Source organism: Zobellia roscoffensis, assembly GCF_015330165.1.
Classification (GTDB): domain Bacteria; phylum Bacteroidota; class Bacteroidia; order Flavobacteriales; family Flavobacteriaceae; genus Zobellia; species Zobellia roscoffensis.
Window position 1 is genome coordinate 3,311,827 of record NZ_JADDXT010000002.1, and the last position, 18,570, is coordinate 3,330,396.

11 protein-coding genes are annotated in these 18,570 nt (G+C 40.3%); all 11 read right to left on the bottom strand.

The window, feature by feature from the left end:
- Positions 1-2 precede the first annotated feature (2 nt).
- The 11 genes from IWC72_RS13555 to IWC72_RS13605 all read right to left on the bottom strand — a co-directional run bounded on the left by IWC72_RS13555 (position 3) and on the right by IWC72_RS13605 (position 18,569).
- Positions 3-1,070, bottom strand: coding sequence for a lactonase family protein (locus IWC72_RS13555; RefSeq protein ID WP_194530115.1), 1,068 nt, complete (start codon positions 1,068-1,070; stop codon positions 3-5).
- A gap of 102 nt (positions 1,071-1,172) precedes the next feature.
- The gene (locus IWC72_RS13560; RefSeq protein ID WP_194530116.1) at positions 1,173-3,116 is read right to left on the bottom strand and encodes a cellulase N-terminal Ig-like domain-containing protein; all 1,944 of its coding nucleotides are present in this window, start codon (positions 3,114-3,116) and stop codon (positions 1,173-1,175) included.
- Positions 3,117-3,145: 29 nt separating this feature from the next.
- On the bottom strand, positions 3,146-4,633 hold the full coding sequence (locus IWC72_RS13565; RefSeq protein WP_194530117.1) for a sulfatase family protein: 1,488 nt from the start codon (positions 4,631-4,633) through the stop codon (positions 3,146-3,148).
- 48 nt (positions 4,634-4,681) lie between these two features.
- Complete coding sequence (locus IWC72_RS13570; RefSeq protein ID WP_194530118.1) at positions 4,682-6,133, bottom strand: sulfatase family protein; 1,452 nt, start codon at positions 6,131-6,133, stop codon at positions 4,682-4,684.
- Between the two features lie 168 nt (positions 6,134-6,301).
- Complete coding sequence (locus IWC72_RS13575; protein WP_194530119.1) at positions 6,302-7,600, bottom strand: glycoside hydrolase family 117 protein; 1,299 nt, start codon at positions 7,598-7,600, stop codon at positions 6,302-6,304.
- Between the two features lie 46 nt (positions 7,601-7,646).
- On the bottom strand, positions 7,647-8,798 hold the full coding sequence (locus tag IWC72_RS13580; protein ID WP_194530120.1) for a glycoside hydrolase family protein: 1,152 nt from the start codon (positions 8,796-8,798) through the stop codon (positions 7,647-7,649).
- Positions 8,799-8,877: 79 nt separating this feature from the next.
- Positions 8,878-11,937: a glycoside hydrolase family 2 TIM barrel-domain containing protein gene (locus tag IWC72_RS13585; RefSeq protein ID WP_194530121.1), complete on the bottom strand. Its 3,060-nt coding sequence runs from the start codon at positions 11,935-11,937 to the stop codon at positions 8,878-8,880.
- A gap of 6 nt (positions 11,938-11,943) precedes the next feature.
- Complete coding sequence (locus IWC72_RS13590; protein WP_226979569.1) at positions 11,944-13,383, bottom strand: sulfatase family protein; 1,440 nt, start codon at positions 13,381-13,383, stop codon at positions 11,944-11,946.
- Between the two features lie 30 nt (positions 13,384-13,413).
- Positions 13,414-15,705, bottom strand: coding sequence for a glycoside hydrolase family 2 protein (locus tag IWC72_RS13595; RefSeq protein WP_194530122.1), 2,292 nt, complete (start codon positions 15,703-15,705; stop codon positions 13,414-13,416).
- A 9-nt stretch (positions 15,706-15,714) separates the two neighbouring features.
- Positions 15,715-17,667 carry a glycoside hydrolase family 97 protein gene (locus tag IWC72_RS13600; protein ID WP_194530123.1) on the bottom strand — a complete coding sequence of 651 codons (1,953 nt, stop codon included), beginning with the start codon at positions 17,665-17,667 and terminating at the stop codon, positions 15,715-15,717.
- A gap of 17 nt (positions 17,668-17,684) precedes the next feature.
- Complete coding sequence (locus IWC72_RS13605; RefSeq protein WP_194530124.1) at positions 17,685-18,569, bottom strand: alpha/beta hydrolase family protein; 885 nt, start codon at positions 18,567-18,569, stop codon at positions 17,685-17,687.
- Position 18,570 lies beyond the last annotated feature (1 nt).

The window sequence follows — 18,570 nt, forward strand, 5'->3', positions numbered from 1 at the left end:
AGCTATCTAAATTTTAAACACACAGGTTGGGGCAATTTTACCTCATTTCCTGTATAGGATAGCATTCCAGAAGTTTCATCTCTGTTGAATACGGTAATGTTCCCCGTTTTTCTATTCGCAACAAGTAGAAATTTATTATCTGGTGATAATGTGAAGTTCCTTGGCCAATCGCCTTGAACGGACTCCGTCCCCAACAAATTTAACTGTCCTTCATCTGATACGGAAAAGGTAGCAATGCTGTTATGGCCTCTGTTGCTGGCGTACAGGAACTTACCGTCATTGCTTAAATGAATATCGGCACAGGCATTATTTCCATTGTAGTCTTCGGGTAATGTACTTTTCTTGTCAATTCTAGTAAATATTCCTGTTTTAGTATCTACATTGGCAGATACTACGGAGCTATACAATTCATTAATAATAAAAACTCTGTTTTTTGTAGGGTGAAAAATTAAATGACGGGGACCATCGCCTGGGTCTAATTGCAAGGCTGTATGTTCTTTTCCTAACTTACCATCACTACCAATGGGGTAGGCTAATATTTTATCTATTCCTAAATCAACAGCATAAAGAAAATCTCCTGCTTTACTGAATTTCACACAGTGCGCATGGGCCGATTTTTGATTTTTATGTGGGCCTGTACCAACGTGTTGCTTGGCATCCGGCTCACCAATTACCTTTCCGTGTGCATCTACTTTGTACATTACAATGCCACCAGAACCATAATTGGCAGCGGCAAGAAGGTTTTCATCTGGACTTAGTTCTATATAGCAGGCACCATCACCTTCACTAGAAAAATTAGATACTTTACTCAATTTAACTCCCTCATTATCCCACTCAAATGCAGACACACTTCCCGGTTTTGTTCCGTTTGAAGAGTACACTCTTTTGCCATCTTTTGAAAGATAGAGGTAACCGGAATTGTCTTCTTTTACCAAGTGTTCTGAGTTGGCTAGTTCTCCTGTCTCAGAATTAAAGTCTAATTGATAAATACCTTGTTCATCTCCACTTGCATGTGTACCGACCAGTAGTTTTAAATTTGAATTTTCAATCTTCTGTTCAACATCTTTCATAACCATTTTTTTAGGTTCGTTCTTGCATGATACCAATACTATTACGAGAATAAAAAATACCAGATAATTGGAAAAATGTTTCATGTTAAAACTGAGGTTAATTTAGTGTTGAACGTCTAACTTAAGTTTCTTTTCAAAACCTAAGAAACCGTAAGATAGCTCTAAATAGTTTACGTCCAAATTTTTTGGTATTTTGAATTTAGAAGTAAATACTCCTGTGTTTATACCAGTTTCCGCAAGCGGGATTTTTTCACTTTTCTGACCAGATTGCAACATCACCCAACCTTTATCTATGGCATTTCTATCAATATTTAAAGCGGCATTTAGTTGCACGGTAATGTTTTGACCAGATTTTACAGATGAGATTTCATCTTTAAAATCTCCATCAAAAACTTTAAGGTTGTGGCTACCTAATGTAGAAAAGGTTAAGGTGGCTTGCCAGCCGCGGTTAGAAACTCCCCAACCCTCTGTTGCGTAGGCATTTTTGCCAAAAACCCGACCTTCATTTTTTCCTTCAATGGCATCAATTTTTTCAGCAATCGGGAATTGACTGTCTAATGGAGAACCATCTAATGTACCCCTAACGCTACCTAATTCTCCATAACCATGTGGGTGGGATTGTGGCCAGCCTTTTTCAACACCTTTCCAGTACCCGCCAATTTTTACACGTGCATCGCTTTTATTGCTAAGGTGCGTGCCTACGGGATTAACTCCAAAAACAAAATCCGTCTGAGCCCAACCCAACGCCCTAAGATCAGGGTCATTCAAAAGATGGGCTATAGCGAACATAGAACCGCCAAGAGCAGGAGCCCCTCCTAATTCTTTAGTTTTTGAATGCGCCCATTCTGTTTCACTATGCTTACGGTATTTCCAAAAATTATTGCTCTTTTGTTTTATATGAAGGGCCCAGCCTTCTAGTTTTTCTTTTGTTCCTTCAGGTGCTTTTTCTGGAGCTAAAAGAAGAAAATATGCTAGGGCTTGTGGAGTGATATGTTCGGCATTTCTTATCCACCACATGTGTCTTGGGTTGTTAAAGTCCCAGTTCTTTATGATGTCTGAAGCACCTGATTGTGCCCATTTTAAGTACTTCTCCGGAGAGCCATCTTTTTCATGTCTTTCGGATTCGTACATAAAGAGATTTCGAAAAACCGATTGCCCGTAAGCATTGCCCATTTCATTAAATTCCTGAAAGCCTTCATCTACCCATTTGGTACTATAGGTCCAGAACCGAACTACTTTATGGCGGTCATAGGCCTCCCAGTTGTCCAAGCAGACTTTTCGGTATTTCTGATAGGTTTCTTCGTCTAGATACGGTTTTAGAAAAGAATGGTACGCAGCGCAAACTGCTGCCAGTTGATCTAAAGTATTCCAATAATCATAGGTCATTCTGGGTTGTCCTTGGTAGCCTAAAGTACCATGGCGTTTTTTTACGGGACCGTTATAATCTACATACTTGTACGCAAATTCAGCATGCCAAAGAATCAGTTCAATGAGGTCGGCTACTTTTTTATCGCCCAATTCAGATTTCCAGTTGTCAAAAAGCGCTGGGTTACTAGCATATTGTAGAATTTCAAAAATAGTCTCTAATCCGTAAGCCCCACCATCACGCGTTGGGCCACCACCGTATACGGCAGCCATATCGTAGGTGCTCAAATCATCAAACCCCCGTGCATCAACAAAAAAATCATAAGCTAGTTTTGAGGATGCCGTTTCCATAAGGTGGTCGGCTACTAAAAATGGTACCGAACTGCCGTGCCCATCAACTTTAATTACAAATTCGTCTTGAGCTTCTTTTGGCTCAAATTCTGAAAACCATCCTTCATTATTCAGCATTTTTCCTTCAAACACCACTTTGGATGTAGTGGTATTTATAATATGGAAGGGTGTATCATTTTCAGCACCATAACATACAAAACGTTTGGACTCCCCTAAATTATAACCCAATTGGTTGACATAAGGTTCATACTTTTTTGAATCAGAGGTCGTTTCTTGTGCGGTACAATAGGTAGAGGTACATAATAAGGCAGCGAACAGTATTCTTTTCATCAGTCTTTAATTACTTATATTAGGAACTTTTACTCGTTTACCGCGTATTGAACTCTTAGTTTACCGAGCTCTTTTTTCATTTCCGAAATTTGGTTTGTCATGGCAGATGAGTTGTATATGTTATTCATTTCCGAAGGGTCTTTTTCCAAATCATAAAATTCCCATTCCTCACCGTTTGGAACATCTTCTCCGTAAAAACGGATAAGCTTATAACGCTTATTGGCGACACCTTCATGGCGGCGAACTGCATGTGCTCCAGGATATTCATAATAGTGATAGTACATAGATTTGCGCCAGTTTTTAGGTGCTTTCCCTTTCAAAAGGGGTACGACACTTTTACCCTGCATATCATCTGGAATAGGAGCATCGGCAAGGTCAAGAAAGGTTTCGGCAAAGTCTATGTTCTGTACCAAATCGGTATTTACGCTTCCCGGTTTAACGGTGCCGGGCCATTTTACAATAAGCGGTGTACGAAACGATTCTTCATACATAAAACGCTTATCGAACCAACCATGTTCACCCATGTAAAAACCTTGGTCAGAAGAGTAGATTACTATAGTATTTTCATCCAACCCTTGCTCTTTAAGCGATTTCATTATCTGTCCTACACTTTCATCAACAGACCAGATACAACGTAAATAATCTTTCATGTAGGTCTGGTATTTCCATTTAACAAGCGCTTCACCTTTTAAATTATCTTGGGCAAACTTTGCAAAACGTCCCTTATACCTTGGGTCGTTCGCGTAGCGGTTACCTTCGGCCTTTAAATCAATATGGGTGTTCATGCTTGTGGCAATATCCATTTCTTGTTTGTGGGCAGCTGTAGTGCGTGTGACATAATCGTCAAAAAAATTGTCCGGCTCAGGAATTTCTACATCTTCATATTTGCTCATATAGCGCTCTGCCGGATCCCAGTTGCGGTGTGGGGCCTTATGGTGAACCATCATCATAAACGGTTTGTCCTGATCACGTTCGTTTTCTAACCAGTTTAGGGCACGGTCCGTAATTACATCGGTTACATATTCGCCCTTGTAGTTTGTATCGCCTTCCTCGGTTATAAAATCAGGATTATAATATTTTCCTTGTCCGGGGAGTACTTCCCAATAATCAAAACCTTGCATTTTTCCGGGAAGATGAATTTTCCCGATCATAGCCGTTTGGTAACCGTTGGTACGTAGTATTTTTTGAAACTGTTGCTGGTCATGGTCAAAGATTGTTTTCTTGGTATTGTCCAGTTTCTTATGAAGGTGGCTCATTTTACCTGTTAATAGGGTAGCTCTACTTGGTGCGCAGATTGAGTTTTCAACATAGGCCTTATCAAAACGCATTCCTTCTGCGGCCAGTTTATCTATATTGGGAGTTGGGTTTAAGCTTTGTAGTCTGCCACCATAAGCTCCAATAGTTTGGTAAGAATGATCATCAGAAAAAATCCAGACAATATTAGGTTTCTTTTCTTGAGCAATGGTGAGTAAGGGTAGCAGGTATGCTGCTAAACAAATCAGTTTATTCAGTTTCATATAGTGGTATTTATTAATTTTACAAGGTAAAGAGTAGCAAGGTGTTCTTTACAATTTGCCTATCTTCCTATTTTCGGTTCCATATTCAATATTAACATTTAAGTCGCCCAATTCTTTGCGAGCTTTTTCTACAACAACCATCAGTTCTTTTACTTTTTCCGGGTGATAGGCGATTACATTATACCGTTCTCCTGGATCACGCATCATATTGTAAAGTTCTGGCTGTTCTACAACAGTCTTTATTCTCTTTCCGCCATGTCCATCGTTGCCACTTTCTGTGTTATAGCTGCTATAGGTATGGGGAAGCACGAGTTTCCAATTGCCTTTTCTAACTCCGTTTAGGTTGTTCTTTCCGTAATAATATAATATGGTGTTACGAGGCGTTTCTGAAAATTGTCCTTTCCAAAGAGATGATATATCTACGCCGTCTATTTTATTGTTCGATAGTTTTCCGTTGGTTATCGCCGCAAAAGTGGGAAGCAAATCAACAGCACAGGCCAATTTATTAGAAACAGTCCCTTCTGGAGTATTTCCAGGCCACCGAATGATAAAAGGTACCCGTTGCCCGCCTTCCCAGCTTGTGGTTTTTCCTTCTCTTAATCCGCCCGAAGAACCTGCGTGGTTACCAAAATTTAACCATGGCCCGTTGTCTGTTGTAAAAATAAAAATAGTGTTATCCGCAACACCATTTCGTTTTAAGGCTTTATCTATTTCTCCAACAGACCAATCAATTTCCATCATTACATCTCCATAAAGACCTTGTTCGCTCTTGCCTCTAAATTTGTCCGAAACTCCCAAGGGTATATGGGCCATGGTATGCGGCACATAAAGGAAAAAGGGTTCGCTGGCGTTCCGGTCTATAAAATCTACCGCTTTTTCTGTGTAAAGGGTGGTTAATTTATCTTGGTCTTTTAAACTTTTGACATATGCTATAGCTTTGTTACCTTCTATAATTGGTAGATCAGGAAACTTAGCTCTATTTTTCTCAGCAGAAAGATGTTCTCCCGTAGCACTGTCGTGAGGCCACATATCGTTAGAGTAGGGTAGGCCAACAAACTCATCAAAACCATGTTGTAACGGTAAAAACTCTTTCTGCCATCCCAAGTGCCATTTTCCAAAACAAGCCGTTTTATAATTCTGTTCTTTGAACATTTCTGCAATAGTAAGTTCATCTTTGTTCAAGCCGATTTCATGTCGTGGAAATAGTGCACCGGAAAACCCGATTCTATTGGGATAACACCCTGTTAGTATTCCCGCTCTTGAAGCACTGCATACAGGCTGTGCGGAGTAATAATTAGTAAAACGTGTTCCTTTGGCGGCCAGTTGGTCTATATTAGGTGTTTCAAAACCGGTGGCTCCATATACACCTATATCTCCGTAACCTTCATCATCAATAAAAACAAGAACAACGTTGGGGCGTTCTTTATTTTGATTTTGGGCAATGGAAAAATTAAAAGAAATTAAAGCGGCAAAAGCGAGAAAAATAAATTTGTTGTACATGTAAACGGTGGTTTGGTAGTTTGTGTTCTTTAACAGAGACTATTCTAAAGGAATGAAGCGTCTAATGAAGCCCTGTCCTTTAAAATAGTCCCTTGCTAAATTTAAGATAATTATTACGTATTTACCACGGTTTAACAACTGCATGTTAGACTGTTATAATCAAGCGTTTTATCGTCTTTCTGGATGACCGCTCTTATTGGGTGCTTGGGCAAAATATACCTCGGGCTTATGCCAAACCCCGGTTTTTTTGTATTCCTGAATATCGTGGTCCAGACTAAGGTCACAATCAAACCTGGCGATAATGGAATATTGTTTTTTGGGCTCCCCGGCATTGATAAAATGAGACATTCCCCAGGTGAAACCTCGCCCGTTTCCACTATCTGTAAACATATCCGGTGCATAAGGCCCGCCGGCAATTGGAGGTAAAGAAATAACCGAAGCAATTTCAAAATTGACCCCGTCTTTGGAGTATTGTACCGTTTCCCTTTCATTCCCATCTTTTATGGTGATATTGGCAATGCCATCCTTAAAGGGAAAATAGGTGGTTTCATGACCCGAAGTCATTACAGGGTTTAGGGGGTGTTTTTCAAACGGCCCAAGTGGATCTTCGGCAATGGCCAATCCGTGGCCCACGGCATACTTGTCCCTGATATCCGTCCACTTGTTATAGGCGGCTTTGTAGTAGAGGTAAATTTTACCGTTGTAAACAATGGGCTGTGGGTCATGGGTGGCATCTTGGTCCCATTCCCCTTTTTCTCCGAATGGTATCACGGCATCTCCACCATGTGTCCATGGCCCTGCAGGTGAATCTGCATAGGATACGGATACCGGACACCAGTCGCCTCTTAAACCGCTAGGTTCGTCAAATGCTTGGTAGTAGAGGTAGTATTTTCCTTTCCAAATTAAAATATCGGGAGTAGCAACCGAGCGCCAACCGGGATTTGGTTTTTCAGGTCTTTTAATAGCGATACCTTCTTCTTTCCATGTGGTTCCGTCTTCGCTGGTAGCATACCAAATATCGCAAAGGTCCCAATCCGTAGAAGGAATTTTATCTGTAGCCTCTTTAGCGCGGTTCCAACCAATAGGTGGCACTTTTGTGTCCCTTTTGGTGTAGTACATGTAGTATTTGCCATCTACCAAAATGGGTCTTGAAGGGTCACGACGCGATACGGTTCCATCTCCACCATTATAATCAAATCCTTTTAATTCGGTGTATTTAAAGAGCGAATACAGCTCGTTGTCCTGTACACGTGGAGCTGGATAATCGAACATGCGCTCGGCCGAGGCACTGAGAGGAAAATTGGGTTTTTCCGCAGGTAGTTTATGTGGAAATACTTGATGTTCCTTTGAAGCGGTTTCTTCGGAAGCGGCGGAAGTTTTCACTGATTTAGAATCTGAACAGGCAATGAAAGACCCCGCCAGTAAAAAACTCAAAAAATAGTGTTTGTACAGAGGTTTGAGCTGCATAATATGTGTTTTAGAGTTTGAAAATGAGTTTGTAGTTTGTAAGTGTTTAGTTATTTGTTTTTTCGATTTTTAAAGGAATCTGAATATTGAACGATTCGCGAACCCCATTGGCATCAAGAGTATCGGCAGCGCATAGTAGTGCAACCGGTTCTCCATTTTCTCTGAAAACTTGAGGCCGTTCTAGATGGGTAAATTGTTGTTCACGACCATTTTCCCAGGTTATGATGCGCTTAGAGATTTCAAAGTGCTTGGCCTTTTTCCACTTAATACCATCTTCAGAATCATAATGTACCAAAGAGAATTCACGAGTTTTACCTTCGTGTTTTATACGTTTTACAATGGCTCTAAATTTACTATCTTGGTACCAGATATAAGGGTCTTCCGCAGGGAAACGTTCACCTTCGAATGTAAAGACAGGGTCAGGATATTTTTTGAAGGGACCTGTGGGCGAATCTGCAATAGCTACCATATGTACTACAGGACCACCGCCTGGTAATGGGTCCTTTTTACCAACAGCCTTATAGACCATTAATATTTTTCCATCGGGCATTTGACAAACGGATGGGTTTGAGGTCATTAGAGCGTCATAAGCATCGTCATTAGAGGAAACATCTAAAACGGGTTTGTCAAAACGTTTCCAAGGTCCGTTAGGGGAGTCGGCAACGGCAACACCAATACGTTGATTGTTACGGTGTACCCAATTTATTTTTGGTTTTCCGGGAACACTAACAATTTTTTTGTCTCCAGTATTGCCCATGTAATACAGATAGAATTTACCATTAAATTTATGAACAGTTGGGTTATGGGTCGTAGAACCATCCCAAAATTCTGCACCACGGTCCGGTAGGGTAACGTCTTTGTGTTCAAACGGACCAAAGGGCGATTCTGATACTGCATGAGCAATTTCGGAATAGTTTACCCATTCCCAACCAATATTTTTTGGCCATCTGGAATAGAACATATGGTAAAGACCGTCTTCGCCTTTTACCATGGAACCGCCCCAAATACTGAGACTGTCATTCCTGAATATGGACTCAGGTGAAACTTTTCCGAATTCTATTTTGTAGTCAGGAACTGCCTTGGTAGCGGACACTTCATTATTTGGCATAGTATTTTCTGAACTCGATTTTTTTTCGCTTTTGCAAGAAAAGAACAAGCAGGCAGTTGCTAAGGCCGCGATTATATTCAGTTTTTTCATAATTGTATTCTTTTTGTTGAACCGAGTTATGAAAAAGAAGCTCTTAACTCGCTATTTGTTTTACAGTTAATTTGAATTTTCAGAGTTGTTTTCTATTAATATTTCTCAATGTGTATACATACCTGGGTTTAGACCATTCGCTTTCTCCTTTTTTGGTTTTTTTCATGATGCTAACAAAATGTGGGTCGTCACCTTCAAAATCAATTACCGTCATACCTCGTGTTCTGGTCGCATTCTTGAAAGGAAGATAATTTGAACGCGTACCATATCGTACCACATAACTCGTGTCATCTGTCTTACCAGAATAACCAACTACAAGCTTATCACCAACTATAAAAGCATCCCAAATTACAGGTGGAAGCTCTTTACCACTGGGGCTTCCGGTTCGTGTTTCGGAAGGTTTACTTATCCCTTTCTCATTTGTAGCAATAAGTTGAAAAATATATTCCTTTCCGTTTTTTAAGTTTTCAATTTCTAGGAAATTAGTTGTAGTCTTTTCGGATTTTACCAGTTCACCATTGGTATTTTGATGGATGACATGATAAGTGTCCGCACCAAAAACAGGATTAAAATGAATCCGAACCGATGTATTTCCGGACTCTATTTGAGAAATAGATGGCTGTTCAGGAACCGTAATGGTAACACTTTTATGAAACCGTTTATAACCATTAGGTGAAAGTAGGTTGATGTTTAAACTAGATATGTCACTTAAGTAGGGTTTCCAGTTAATATTATTTTCTGTTGGACCAGCTCCCGGTTTTAATACCGGCATTTCTATACTATTTTGGGCCAGTGTGTCTCCTTTTGAATCATGGACAGACCATAACAAACGGTGATTTTTTAAAGTATAGCTAGGGTAGTCTCCTGAGTTTTTAGGAGTAATTGATATCTTTGCATTTCCTTTTCTTGCATCTAAATCTGATACTTCAATTTGTTGAATAGGGCTATGTTCGTTTTCTATTCGATTGTATAATTTTCGCTTTTGGCGCCATGTGTTTACAAGTCCCCAAACTCGGTTTTCCTCTGGAGAGGTTGCTGCGTAGCCACTTCGGTAGTCGTTGAATGTCCATAAGGATGCTCCGATTACAAAAGGATTCTTGCCTCGTAAGCTGTTGTTCCACTCCGATATTTCAGGAATATCACCATCCAAAGAAGTAGTGGCCATAGGTTTTATTCCATATTCTGAGATGAATACAGGTTTGTTGGGCCATTTAGAACGTAGGGTTCTAAATACTTCATCTGGCTTGCCTTGAAACGGATACAAATTGTGCATAATAATATCCACTAGCGTATTGGGGTCGTTCTGGGGAGTTGCCGTATCTCGCCACCCGCTATTACTCACGCAGGTAACCAAACGATAAGGGTCCAGTTCATTTTTGACATAGTCTATCGTTAATTTAGCATAATCAAAATGGTCTTTAAGTTCGTTGCCAACACTCCACCCAATAATACTGGGGTGGTTAATATCCCTTTCAATCATCTCTTTCAACCACTGTTTGGCCAAAGGGTAGTGCGGAGGTGTAAACTCAGGATTGGTAAGTTCACGCACATTGACTTCCTCAAAGATTAAAATACCTTTTTCATCACAGCGTTCAATCAACTTTTTATTCTGTGTGCCGTGCATGATTCGCATAAAATTGGCACCAGCATTTTTCATAAGGTCCACATCTTTATTTATTAAATATTGTGGTTCAGAAGACCCCCAATATCTGTGGTCGCTCACTCGGTTAAAACCAGCTAAACGAACGGGTTCTCCATTTAGAATTAATTGAGAATCCGACAATTCTATTTTTCGGATACCGAACCGGTCTTTTCTTGTATCTAGAATATGGTCTTCTTCGGTTATGGATGTGGTAATATGATACAGGTGAGGAGTGTCAAAATGCCAAAGTCGCACATCATGCGCAGGTAATGTAGTGGCCAGTTGTACCTCTTGCGTACTGTTAGGAGGTATGGAGACCATGTGCTGTAAATTAACGGGAGTGGAAGCTTCATCAATTTGTGCGGATAACAATACGGTTCTCTTTTGTGCCGATAAATTTTTAACTCGGATTTTGAGTTTCAAGTTCGCCGTACCCTTTTTCAGGTCTGGGTCTGCATGAACATATTGATAACTGAGGCGAACATCATTGTTTTTGACCAGATGAACATCTCGGATAATTCCACCCCAATTCCATGTAGCACCAACTAATGCGCTATTGTCCACTTCTACGGCCAAGACATTGTGCCCGCTAAAATTTAGTTTATCCGTCACATCAAATTCAAAGGGGGTAAAACCACCTTGATGATTGCCTACCAGTTCTCCGTTTAAAAAAACTTTAGCAATGTGATAGACGGCATCAAATTTAAGTCGTACGCTTTCTTTGGAGTTCGCTTTCCAGTTTTGCGGAAGATTGAAATCTTTGCGGTACCACCCTTTTCCTGTATAATTGGAAAATTCATTAAGCATACCCCAATGTCCTGGAACGCTCAAGTCATTCCAGTTAGAATCATCAAAATCCGATTGAAAAATGTTTGCCTTTTCCGCAACCGATGTCTCCATTTTTTCTTTGGATACAGGTCTGAACATCACGGCATCCGCCACCACAGAATTACCCGTAATTGCGGTTACTTCAATATAGCTATCTAAGGTTTTGTCAAAGCTGAAAATACCTAAACTGAGCCATTGGTCGCAGCGATTTCTTTGGTTAAAATAAGAAGCCGTAATCCCATTGACATGGTTTACGTTCACTTCTGCCGTTAAATGTGATGCGAAAGGAAAGCGAACAAAAGCTTCGTAGAACCCTGATTCGGGCAATTCGGGACGATAACGGACATAATTTTGGTCAGACTCACCCGCTTTAAAATTTCGTTGTAAATAATTGGTCCCATAGAAACCAGACCCGCGGTCTCCCTCTGTCTTCGTTAGCCAATCGCCTAGTATCTCTACCCGTTCGGTATTGGTATTATCTATTACAATATCTTCCGGTGTTTCAGAAATATCAATATAATTTGAACCTTCACCATAAATGGTATGAAATTTCCAATTACCACTAAGCAAAAGTTGTTCCTCACCAGAGGAGTTCCCTTTTTCCGTTTGGGTATAACAAATTCCAAAGACAAGAGAGAGTATACAGAATGCCAAATACTTTAAATTCATAAACTTCTAATAGTTTTTCTTAATGAACGGATGTTTCACTTTTGATTTAGTTTCGCGAAATACCCATGGTTTCCATGCTTCGTAGCGTTCTTTCCATTCTTCCAATGTTCGGGTGGGATATTTAGAGGAGAGTCCGCCTTCCCTAAATTCTTGGGAAACACCTTCGTCTTTTATAGATTTTCTCCAAACATATAATTCTTCCAAAAGTTTATCTTTAACGTCTCCGTAGTGTAAGTCGTTGGCAAGATTATTCAATTCGTAAGGGTCTTTTTCAATATCGAAAAGCTCAAACTCAGGCTTTGTTGGAGCAAAGAATTTGGCTTGGTCTTCATTAAGTTTTCCTTCCATATACATGATGTTCATCTCGGCCAACATAGGGTACATATCCTCTTTATAACCGCTGTATTGCAACCATGCACGCTCTGGCATTAAATTATGGATTAATTTATATTTGTTGGAGCGAATGGTACGCATGGCATCATGTGTTCCGCCCATTCTACCTCTTGCAGCAAAAATGTATTCTCGGTTCTTGGATTCTTCTTCAAAGAGGTTTTTCCCTTGTAACTCATGTTTTGGTTTGGCTCCTGCAACGTCTAGAATAGTAGCGGTAATATCAATAGTCTGGACCATATCTGTATTTACTTGAGCAGGTGCAACTTTGCCAGGCCATTTTATAATCAATGGCACTTGAAGACCCGGGTCATATAAAAATTGTTTTCCACGGATATGACATCGGCCGTTATCTCCAATTAGAAAAATTAATGTGTTTTCGGTGAGACCTTCTTTGTCTAATCGTTTTAGGATATCTCCTATTTCGCGATCGCAGACTTGCATTTGTTCTAGACCATTGGCCCAATCCCGTCTGGCAAAAGGTGTATCTGCATAGTAGGGTGGAAGCTCTACTTTAGCAGGGTCAATAGGGTTTTTAGGGTCTCTGTTCCAAGCTCTGTGGGTTCCTCCTAATGTTATCTGAGCGAAAAAAGGTTGCCCTTTTTTACGTTCTTTCCAATCCTTACCCATAAACCCTAAATCGCCACTAAAATTGGCGTCAGTTTTGTTATAGATCATTAAAGCAGTGAAATACCCAGCTTCTTTTAATAGAACCGGCATCGGTTCAATATCGTAAGGTAAAGGTTTTTTGTCTTCTTTGGCCGTTCTATGCTGTTGGGCGCCAATGTAATTTTGGTGGTAGCCTGTAAGCATTGCCGAACGAGAAGTTGAACATACGGGCGAGGTGCAAAAAGCGTTAGTATAGCGTATGCCTTCTGAAGCTAATTTGTCCGTCACGGGCGTTTCTATTCCCGGAGTATCGTAGCAGCCTAAGTCAAGACCCCAATCTTCTAACATGATCCAAACAATGTTGGGGCGGTCCGAAGTGGTACTCTGCGCCATAGAGTAGAACGGAATTAGGAGTACTGCTAAACAAAAGGTTTTAATGAGTTTCATATGCAAAGGTTCTAGTTTTGAATTTTTACGCTATTCCTGGAGTTGTTTTGTCGTAGACCAATCTGTAACATCAGATTTTAATTTCACGAAAAAAGGCTCGGTTGCGGGCCATTTAATTTTGATGGCTCCTTTTAAATTGGAGGTTGTTTCTTTTGTAAGATTTTCTTTGCTGTTACCATATTTAAAAGTAAAAATGGAATCTTTTTCACTCACGGTGTATCCTATGCCAACACTTTCATTTGTTCTACCCAAAAACTCTATAATAGGAGAGTTAGATGTTTCTACGGGTAGTTTTTTTAGTTCTTCAGATGAAGCTGTTTTAACTTCTATTTGCATGAGCGACCATAGGCCAATGTCAATCCGAGTGGCGTTGTATTCATTTTTCAAGTTGAGTTTCAGCGCATCATCTCCAGGTTTTATGATTGGTAGCTCAATCCGTTTTTTACTGATCGATTGGTCTTGGTCGTTAAAAAGTTCGTACACTAGCGCATACCCCTCCATAATATAAGCGGGAATATCTTGTTTGTTTCTAGGACGCAAAGTGATTGTTATTCCATTTTTGTCCATGGTAGCATCTAAACTTTGAACGGGTGCATAAATATCCTGAATTTGCTTGTACGCCTTTTTCTTATTGCGCCATACATCAACCACGCCCCAAGCTCTATTTTCAGAAGGAGGAGTAGCTTTATAATCGCTGCGATAATCATTATACGTCCATAATGAAGAACCTACTACATATGGCAGTGTTCTCAACTTATTCAGTTGGTCAATGAGCCTATCACTAAACTCCGCATCAGGAGTAAGACCTATCTGCTTGTCACCCATCTCTGAAATGAAAATGGGTTTTCCCGGAAATTTTGCATGAGCTCTACCCACTTTTTCATAAGTCTCCCCATAAGAATTCATACATAGAAAATCTAGTTTTTCGTAGGGTTCATTTCCGCGTTTTGCTAGAGGGAGGTGAGATGTGAAACTCACCACAGTTTTTAAACGTGTGGAGTCTAGAGTTGCCACATGGTCTACCATATCATTCACATATTCGTACTGACCGGGTGTCATGGTCATATCTTGCCATTCGCCGTCAGGGTTGCCAATTTCGTTACCCATACTCCAACCAACCACACTGGCGTGGTTAAAATCGCGAGTAATCATTTCTTTCAACCATTTTTTTGTTCTTGGGTTATCTGGGATAGCATTTGGAGCGCCACGGCCCCAAACCGGAATTTCTTCAATGAGCATATAGCCAATACTGTCGCAAAACTGTAAAAGATTCTTGGATGCAGGCGCGTGCATAATCCTAGAGAAGTTTCCGCCTAGGGCTTTAATGTCTAAAATATCGTTTTGAATGAGTTCCAAGGGTTCGGTATTTCCATATAGACGATGGTCGTGTACACGATTAAAACCATTTAAGCGTACAGCTTCGTTATTGAGGTATAATTCTTCTCCAATAGCCTCCATTTTCCGTATGCCAAATTTATCGGAAACCGAATCCAGCCCTTGGGAATTAGAAGCAATAGTACTGTTTAATGTGTAAAGGTTAGGACGGTCAAAATGCCATAATTCTACATCCTTCAATTCCTTTTGAAAAGTCAAGACTTTTTCGGTGGTCTCGTTTGGTGCAACAATCGTTTCAAGAGTTTTAGGTTGCCATGATTTATTGTCAGGCCCAATAACTTGAGCGTTGATAGTAAGATTTTGAGTCTCAGCAGAATTGTTTTCTATTGTATAAGAAATGGTAAAGTCTACCAGACCCTTATCAAAATTTGGCACAGCGGAAATATGTTGCCAAACCAAACGAACATCGTTATTTGCTAGTAAGGATACATCACGACTTATACCGCCCCAGGCCCACCAAGCACCTCGTCTAAACGTATTGTCGGCCATTACCAAAAGTGTATTTGGTTTTCTGGGCTGTATTTGGTCAGTAATATTGAATTCAAAAGGAGTGTAGCCGCCTTCATGTTCTCCCAATAATTTTCCGTTCAACCAAACTTTAGAGGTTTCGTAAACGGCATCAAACTTTATGCGAATCTGTTTTTTTTGCCAGTTTTCAGGAATGGTGAAATTACGTTGGTAATACCCTTTGCCCTTAAAATGGGCGTATCTGTTTTCAACATCCCAATTTCCGGGAACGGTAAGGGTATCCCACTTTGTGTAATCTGTGGCCAAAATTTGCTCTTCACTTTCTTTGCTAGAAGCTAAAAAGTGCCATTCCCCGTTAAGGGATAAGGTTTCGTTTTCTTGAGCCGTTTCCGTTTTTTTGGTTGAACATGAGCCTAGAAAAACGATTGTAAAAAGCGCTATAGAAGCAAAATTTTTCATGGATACTCTTTATTTTTTGATAAACTTAATGGTAGCACCACCGTGTTCGGCAAGGTGAATAATTATCGTTTTATCTTTGGAAATTGTTTCGGTACGTTTTTTAAAGGGTACCGCCGTATTCCATTGGCGTAGGTTGGTTTCTTTATTGAGACCTTCTAAATTAATGCGTTCGGCTTCGGTATCGTCAGTAAAGATTTCCGCGGTGTACTCGCCATCGCCTAAAAAACTACAATCGATAATCATTTCTTGGGCAGCTCCACTTCGTAGAACGCCTAAATACCAATCATTGTCCGTGCGTCTAGCAATAGCTGCCAATTCTCCAATTTTACTTTGAGGTAATACAAAGGTTTCATCCCAGACAGAAGGTATGGTCTTAATAAAATCCAAAGCGGGCTGAATACTTTTGGTTTTTAAAAGGAATTGGGTGTTTTCTGCAATACAATTAAAAGGAGAATAAAAAGTTACCAAAGTAGCTAATTGATGCGCCCAAGTAGTTTCTCCTGGCTCGGTAAACCCAAGCGGTGTATAGTCGCCATGACCGGTTACGTATCTCGTAAACGGCAATGCAGCATTGTGAGAAGCGGTTAAAGGACCTTCTTTCATATGGTTTACCTCTAAACCTCGTATGCCTTCACGCGTAACCTCGTTCGGGTAGGTGCGATATTCTCCGGAGCTTTGTTGGCAACCATGAAAATTGACCATCAATTGTCTTTCCGCTGCTTTTCTTAATAATGCTTCATCAAAAGATATGATACTTTTGCTCTGGCCGTTCATAAAATCGACTTTTACCCCAACGGCGCCGGTCTGTTTTACGCTATCTAGAAATTGGCCCATGATGGCATAATCATCTTCAGGAAAATTGATTTCCTTGGAATGCTTCCATACAAAAATGCCGATTCCTTTTTCCTTGGCGTAGTTGGATAGTTCCGTCACCTTAGTCCATTTGTCAGGCCACCTTTCCCAACCATCATCAACCATATTATATAAAAAGTTCAGTTCTACGGCATCATCTACCATATCATGCTCTTCTCTATAATCCACATATTTCCCGGACCACCAGTGCCAAACGGATTTTCCGGGTTTAATCCAGTCGGTGTCCGTAAATAACTTGGGGTCGGGAGCAGGGTTTAACGATGCTACCATGGTATTGTTGGCCAAATCGTTTAAAGTGTCTGCCAATAAAATACAGCGCCATGGTGTGGTTACATTGCCCGAAACATCAAAACCGGTATCACCTTCTTCAAAATTGGCCTTAAAGGTGTTGTTACCAACAGCTTCCAAACGCATACCGCTATAATTATAAAGTGCAGCTTCGGCCAATAATGCATAACCTCCTTGTGGGAGTTCGCAAGTAAGGGTCAAGCCTTGAATAGGACCCATTTGTGAAACCCTAGGCATTTGGGAAATATCGGCAGAAAGCCATTCACCAGCGTGGGATTTTAATTTCCAGTCGCTATCGCGCTCAAAGTACCAAACTTTGGTTTGGCTCGGTATTTTAAAACTGCTTTCTTCGCCCTGAACGTGCTGTGTGCCTTGGCCAGAAACTACATAACGGTAGGCCACACCTTCATTGGAAAGTCGAAATTCTAATTTCCAGTCGGTTCCATCGGCTTCTGAAACTTTGTAAGTGTGTAAATCTCCTGTATAGGAGGCTTCACTTTTAATTCCGTTAAGCGGATATTGTACCTGTATTTCTTTTTGCTCCAGAAGTGCTATTTCCACGTTCTTCCCTAAATGTTTGTCATTTACTTTAAGGCCCAGGAGGGAAGTGTCTAGAACTATTTTTTGATTTCTGGTAATTTGAAATGCTAACTGACCGTTCGTAGCCGTAAACAAAGACACTTTAGTAGTGCCATAATTTAAGGTTTGATTTAGCTTATCATCTCCTGAGCTAGTCTTACAGGAGAAAATCACGAACAAGAAACCAAAAAGCAAAGTGGATCTGTAGAATACGTTTTTCATTTTATACTGATGTTTTCTTAGTTTTTTTTGATTGTTTCCGCTAGCCATGTTCTAATATTTTCTCGTTCTTTTAAATCATATAAAGTCCAAGTATTGGTATGATTTCTAACTGGGATGTTCATAAAAGTAAAGTTTCCTTGAATACCTGATTGGTCCAGGTAATTTTTACTTTTTGCCGTTCCATGGCCTTCGGAGCAAATAAATTGAGGTCTTCCGTTCAGGCGCTTTAATCGTTCAAGGGCCGATGTTTTATCGGAATTTGGGTAGTCCCATGTTTTTAAACCGTCATAATGTGAATTAACGATAAAGGCCTTCCAAAGATGGGAGATTTCATCATCATGAAGCCCTATATAATTTACAGCGATGGCTCCTCTTGAGAATCCAACTAAAATAATGTTGGAAGTATCACCCCCAAATTTAGTACAGACTTCTTTAACCGTGTCTATGCAGTACCTTTTGGTTGCTTCTATATCTCCCCACCACCATTTTTGGTTTTCGTTGCCATCAGCACTTATAAAAGGCATACTTATCCATATAAAACCTTTGCCTTCGCTAAGACCATATCCCAAATTACAACCGTCTACTTGGCCTGTTGAAACATCTCCAGAAGCACTTGTATATGGCCCGTTACCCGGATATTCTACAATAACTGGATATTTTTTGCCTTCTTTATAATTCGTAGGCAGGTAGACTAAGTGATAGACATCTGTGTTTAGGTACGAAGCCAAAGTTTGTCTAAGTCGTTTACCGGCTACAGGTGTTCCTTCCGTTATTTCAGGAACAAAAAGGTCTTGATGAAAAGAGCTGATATCAGGTAATTGGGTACTATCTTCTTTCTGGGCTACTACTTGTGTAGTGCCCAGAATAAGAAATATAGAAAGTCCAATTACGTTCTTAATCATT